Here is a 5,259-nt window from a genome sequence, read left to right as displayed (position 1 = left end):
GACGGCGAGCACTCTCTAGGCACGGGGATCGAACATGACACGAATAGTATCGGACGCCGGGCTCACCCCTGGCGGTCGTAGGGTTTGCGAGAACGGAACTCGCGTAGGTCCGGGATGTGGTTGTAGAGGGTGCCGGGCTGACGCCGAGCAGTTTCGAAGATCTGCCGGCAACCGGCAGCCTTGAGTGCGTCGATCTGTCATTCGAGCTTCTGGCCGCCGGTGGAGACCCCGGCGTAGCCGATCCGGATGTCCGTCAAGACGACTGGCCAAGCTCGGTGAGCTGCACAGCGCTGGAGTGCTCACAGACACCGAGTTCACAGCAAAGAAGGCCGAACTGCTCGGTAGGATCTGATTTGCTCCCGGTGCAGCAGAAGAGGCACGCCACCGACGTAGACGGTGTGCGGCTGACACCGGCCGCAGTGCCGCGTGACAATGATTTGGAGTGGGTTGTGGTCGGTGCTCGACCAATCGGTCTGGAGCTCTCGCGCAGCCGCGCAGCCTTCGGTGTCGCTGATCGCGGTTCAGCCACAGCTATAGCAGACCGGCTGGTGCCTGGCTGGACGTGGATCGTCTGGGCTGGTGCCGGGTAGTCATGACCGGTCTTTCCACGCGCCGTCGCGAAACTGGGTCTCGTGCTCGGTGATGATGCGGTGGACGACCGTGGTCGAGACGCCGACGTGCCAGCGCAGACACCCAGCAACCGCAGCGCCGTGGCCGGGTCCGGAAACTGCTGCAAGCCGAACACCGATACCAGAGCGGCAAGCCGCCCTGCCCATCGTGGGTTGACCGAGGACGCGTCGCCTTCGAGAACGGTCACCTGGGGTTGCCCGGCGGTTCGGGCGCGGGCACGGCTCACCATGCCGGACGATAGGTCGACACCGATCACCTCGCCGTTGGGCAAGTGGTGCGCAGCATGTCGACCTCGGAAAGGGCCCGCGACGTCGACGGGGCGGCCAGTGGCGAGGATGAGCAGGTCACCAGCGGGGCGCGAATCTCAGCGGACCCTCGCCGGGCACCCAGTCCAGATCGGTGGCGACCAGCCGCTTCCCCTTCACCTGCCGGTGGACGCCGTGAGCCACCACGTGCTCCAGAGCTGTGATCGCGGGCTCGACAGGCATGGTGCCGAGGAGTACGACGAACGGGACCGGCACGGATGGACACCGACGAGGAGAGCTGTTCAGGAGGACAGTTGACTGAAAGCCGCCCGATATGCCGTGGGCGTCAGGCTGAACCGCCGGAGCGCGTGACGTCGCAGTGAGTCCGCGGTGCCGAGACCGCTCCGCCGCGCGACCTGATCCAGAGGGAGATCGGTGGACTCCAAGAGTTCCCTCGCACGCTCCAGTCGCTGATGGAGCAGCCATTGCAGTGCACTGACGCCGGTCTCGGCATGGAAGCGACGGGTCAGCGTGCGGACGCTCACGCGCGCGTGGCGGGCAAGGTCGGACAGTGTGATCGGCTCCTCGATGCGTTCGAGAGCCCAGGCACGGGTTGCCGCCAGGGAGATGGCGTTCTCCTTGGGCAGCGGTGCCTCGATGAACTGCGCCTGACCACCGTGTCTTACCGGGGCCACCACCGTGAAGCGCGCCGCAGTATTGGCAACAGCGGCGCCGAAATCGCGGCGAATCAGGTGCAGGCACAAATCGATGCCGGCCGCTGCTCCCGCCGAGGTGAAGATTTGGCCATCCTCGACGAACAGCACATCGGGCTGCACCTCGACGGCCGGAAATCGACGAGCAAACGCCCCGGACTGGACCCAGTAGGTCGTCGCACGCCTGCCGTCGAGCAGACCAGCCTGAGCGAGCACGAAAGCCCCGGTACAGATCGACGCGATCCGGACTCCACAGTCGGCGGCCTGTCGCAACGCTTGGAGCACACGGATGTCCGCATCGGTGCGGGCGCCGGTACCGGTGACGATGACCGTGTCGGCATCGTCCAGTGCACCTAGGTCGAGGGGCACCACTACCTGCATCGAGGCGTTGCTTTCCACGACTCCCGGGTCGGGTGTGCAGACCCGGACGTCGTAGCAGGCGTGGTCATCGACGATTGCCGACCGGAACACCATCTCCGGGATGGCAAGGTCGAACGGGATGACGGGCGGCACGGCAACGACGACCACTCGATGCATGGACATGGCCAGAACCTCCTGAACAATGGCATTCTGGTCACTGTCTCACAACGCCACCCATGGGGAAGGGTCGGCGGCATGACACTCCGACTGATTGCCGGCGCTGGTCCGACCGGCTCCGCCACAGCGCAGATCCTCGCCGACGCAGGTGATCGAGTTCGTCTGGTGAGCCGGCGAGGGGCGGGCCCGGATCATCCACTCATCGAACGCGTACGCGCCGACGCAAGCGACCCGGGCCAACTCACGGAGGTGGCCGAAGGCGCGGCCACGATCTTCAACTGCGTCATGCCCCCGTACGACCAATGGGCAGACCTGTGGCCCCCCTTGGCGACCTCCCTGCTGCAGACAGCCGAACGAGTGCGAGCGGACTACGTCATGCTCGGAAACGCCTACGCCTACGGCGACGTGCCGGTCATGACCGAGATCACGCCCATCGAGCCCAGTTCGGTCAAGGGCCGGGTCAAGGCCAAAATGTGGACGGACGCGCTCGCGGCACAGGAAGCCGGCCGCGTGCGGGTGACCGAGGTCCGCGCCTCCGACTATCTCGGTGCCGCGGCTGGGTCGGTCTTCAACTTCACCGTCACGCAACAGGTCCTGAGGGGACAGCCTGTTCTCTATCCCGCTCCCGTGGACGTGCCGCACGCCTGGACCGCGGTCGGGGACGTCGGTCGTGCGCTGGCAACGATCGGTCTCGACGATCGAGCCTTCGGGCGGGCCTGGCACGTGCCAAGCGTCGCAGTATGGTCGGTGCGCGACCTGACCGAGCGACTCGCAAAGCTCACCGGATCACCCGTTCCCGACGTGCGCGGAATGAGCTACGAGGACCTCGTCGAGGCAGGCGCGAACGACGCCATCCTGCAAGAGCTCGTCGAGATTTTCTATCTCGACGCCAAGCCGATCGTCTTCGATACGACCCTCACCGAGGAGACGTTCGCGCTGACCACTTCTTCGCTCGACGACGTACTGCTCGATACGGCCGCAGTCCCACCTCCGACGTGAGGAAAGGCCGACCGGACGATGCGGCTTCGCCTTCAACAACCGGCGGCACGGGCTCGGCAGGTCAGGCAAGGGTCGGCGGCGAGGGTGACATCCGCCTCCGGCCCCAGGCGCAGTCCCGCGACCTCATTGACATGTTAGGGAGCGTTACCTAACATCGACGCATGACAACCTCTCCTGCCGCCGTCTCCAGTACGCGCGAGCGACTGATCGTCCTGTCCCTCTTCCTCGGCGCCTTCATCATGGGCTCCGCCGAACTGCTCGTCGTGGGCGTGCTCGGCCTTGTCTCCGACGACCTCGGTGTCACCACCGAGACGGCCGGCTGGCTGGTCACGGCCTACGCACTCGGCATCTCGCTCGGCGGCCCTGCACTGACCGCGCTGACCATGCGCCTGGGCCGGCGGCTGGTCCTGATCGCCTCGCTGGCGACATACGTCGCCGGCAACTTCTGGGCGACCCTGTCCACCGACATCGCGTCCCTGCTGGGCGCGCGCGTCGTGACCGGCGCCCTGCAGGGCCTCTTCATCGGCGTGGCGTTCAGCCTCGTGGCGGCGCTGGTGCCGCCGCAGCGGATGGGCCGTGCGATCGCCGGCGTCTTCGGCGGGATCGCCGTCGCCACCGCGCTCGGGGTGCCGCTCGGCACCGCGATCGGTCACCAGGCCGGCTGGCGGGCTGGGTTCCTCGCAATCGTGATCCTCGGGGTGGCGGCGGTCGTGATCACCGTCGTCGTAGTGCCGCCCGTCCTCCACTCCGGCACCGGCGGACTGCGCGCCCAGGCGCGCTACGCCTTCGCCCCACGCGTACTCGCCGTGCTCGGTGTCGGGCTCCTGATCATGGGCGGCCAGTTCGCGGCACTCACGTACCTCGCCGTCTACCTGGCCGATGTCACCGGCATCTCCGGCGCCACCGTGAGCTGGTTCCTCCTGGCCTACGGCGCCGCCAACGCCGCAGGCACCTTCGCCGGAGGCTGGGCGGCCGACCGCGCCGCCTCCCGCACGATCGTGATCGCAAGCGCGGTGCTCGTCGCGACGCTCGCCGTCCTCTACGTCGGCGGCAGCGAGCCCGCCGTCGCCCTCCTCGTCCTCATCGCCTGGGGCGTGGTCGGCTTCGGGCTGGTGCCGTCCCTGCAGTACCGCGTCACCAGCCTCGCCGGCCCCGGCCGCGACCTGGCCGGCGTACTCCCGGCATCCGCCGTCACCGCAGGCATCGCGATCGGCGCGGTCATCGGCGGCCGGGCAGTGGCAACCGCCGGCGTCGACGCCGCGATCCTGACCGGCGCGGTGATCTGCACGCTCGGCGTCCTCGCCGCCGCTGCGACGTCACGGCTACGGCCAGTTGATGCCGCGGCCACCAAAGCGGACGTCAACGAGACCCCCGATCCTGCTGTGATTGGGTTGAACTCATGACCCGCCGACACAGGCCAGCCGACGAGACCCGTGAACACGTCCTCGAGATCACCGACCGGCTCTTCTACAACAACGGCATCCATGCAACGGGCATCGACCAGGTTGCCCGGGAGGCCGAGGTAGCTCCGACCACGCTCTACCGGCTTTTCGGGTCCAAGGACGGACTGGTGGCGGCGTACGTCGAGAACGCCGACCAGCGGACGCGCGCCTGGTTCGAGAGGGCGACCGAGGACGCCGAGTCGGGCACCGACGCGATCCGGGCGATCTTCGACGCGCTCGGCGACAATACCCGGGAGGACGACTTCCGCGGCTGTGCCTGCCAGCTCGCGTTCGCCGAATACCCGGACCCGGACGCCCTCGCCCACCAGCTCTCCGCCACCGCCAAGCAGTGGGTGGTGGACCGGTTCACACTGCATCTCGCGTCGGCGGATGCGCCCGCTGACCGCAAGCGCGCAGCCGCCGAGAGTCTCGCGCTGCTGGTCGAGGGCACGCTCGCCAGCGCCGGCACTCTCGGCCCGGACGGACCCGCGCGGCAGGCACGGCCGCTCGCCGACCTCGTGCTCGACTCGTTGGAGCGATAGCGCGGGTGAGCTCGTCGTCATGGCAGGAGGGCGCTGTCGACAGCGCCCTCCATGGCCGCGTACGCCGACTCGCCCGCATCGTCGCGTTCCAAGCATTCCAAGCGGCTGGGCGCACTGGTTTCCTTGCGACGGGTGGCGAGGTTGGCGCAGG

At 68.0% G+C, this 5,259-nt stretch carries 6 protein-coding genes and 1 pseudogene; 4 read left to right on the top strand and 3 right to left on the bottom strand.

All coding sequences use genetic code 11. The annotated features are described in order from the left end of the window. Positions 1–184: 184 nt before the first annotated feature. Positions 185–352, top strand: coding sequence for an SHOCT domain-containing protein (locus ABD255_RS44000; protein WP_425554651.1), 168 nt, complete (start codon positions 185–187; stop codon positions 350–352). A 360-nt stretch (positions 353–712) separates the two neighbouring features. Here ABD255_RS44000 and ABD255_RS43995 read toward each other — a convergent pair. The 3 genes and pseudogenes from ABD255_RS43995 to ABD255_RS43320 all read right to left on the bottom strand — a co-directional run. Then, positions 713–967: pseudogene (locus ABD255_RS43995) on the bottom strand (class I SAM-dependent methyltransferase); the annotation flags it as partial. Between the two features lie 7 nt (positions 968–974). After that, the gene (locus ABD255_RS43325) at positions 975–1,151 is read right to left on the bottom strand and encodes a hypothetical protein (protein ID WP_344222723.1); all 177 of its coding nucleotides are present in this window, start codon (positions 1,149–1,151) and stop codon (positions 975–977) included. A gap of 26 nt (positions 1,152–1,177) precedes the next feature. After that, the gene (locus tag ABD255_RS43320) at positions 1,178–2,125 is read right to left on the bottom strand and encodes a GlxA family transcriptional regulator (RefSeq protein ID WP_344222722.1); all 948 of its coding nucleotides are present in this window, start codon (positions 2,123–2,125) and stop codon (positions 1,178–1,180) included. A 78-nt stretch (positions 2,126–2,203) separates the two neighbouring features. Between ABD255_RS43320 and ABD255_RS43315 the strand changes: the two genes are divergently transcribed. The 3 genes from ABD255_RS43315 (at position 2,204) to ABD255_RS43305 (ending at position 5,108) form a co-directional block, all read left to right on the top strand. Next, positions 2,204–3,124: an NAD-dependent epimerase/dehydratase family protein gene (locus tag ABD255_RS43315; protein ID WP_344222721.1), complete on the top strand. Its 921-nt coding sequence runs from the start codon at positions 2,204–2,206 to the stop codon at positions 3,122–3,124. 161 nt (positions 3,125–3,285) lie between these two features. Beyond that, positions 3,286–4,527 carry an MFS transporter gene (locus tag ABD255_RS43310; protein WP_344222720.1) on the top strand — a complete coding sequence of 414 codons (1,242 nt, stop codon included), beginning with the start codon at positions 3,286–3,288 and terminating at the stop codon, positions 4,525–4,527. After that, the gene (locus tag ABD255_RS43305) at positions 4,524–5,108 is read left to right on the top strand and encodes a TetR/AcrR family transcriptional regulator (protein WP_344222719.1); all 585 of its coding nucleotides are present in this window, start codon (positions 4,524–4,526) and stop codon (positions 5,106–5,108) included. The genes ABD255_RS43310 and ABD255_RS43305 overlap by 4 nt, the downstream gene beginning before the upstream one ends. Positions 5,109–5,259: the final 151 nt, after the last annotated feature.

This window comes from Kribbella sancticallisti (assembly GCF_039530625.1).
Classification (GTDB): domain Bacteria; phylum Actinomycetota; class Actinomycetes; order Propionibacteriales; family Kribbellaceae; genus Kribbella; species Kribbella sancticallisti.
Note: the sequence above shows the minus strand (reverse complement) of the source record. Positions and strands in the feature narration are given on the sequence as shown.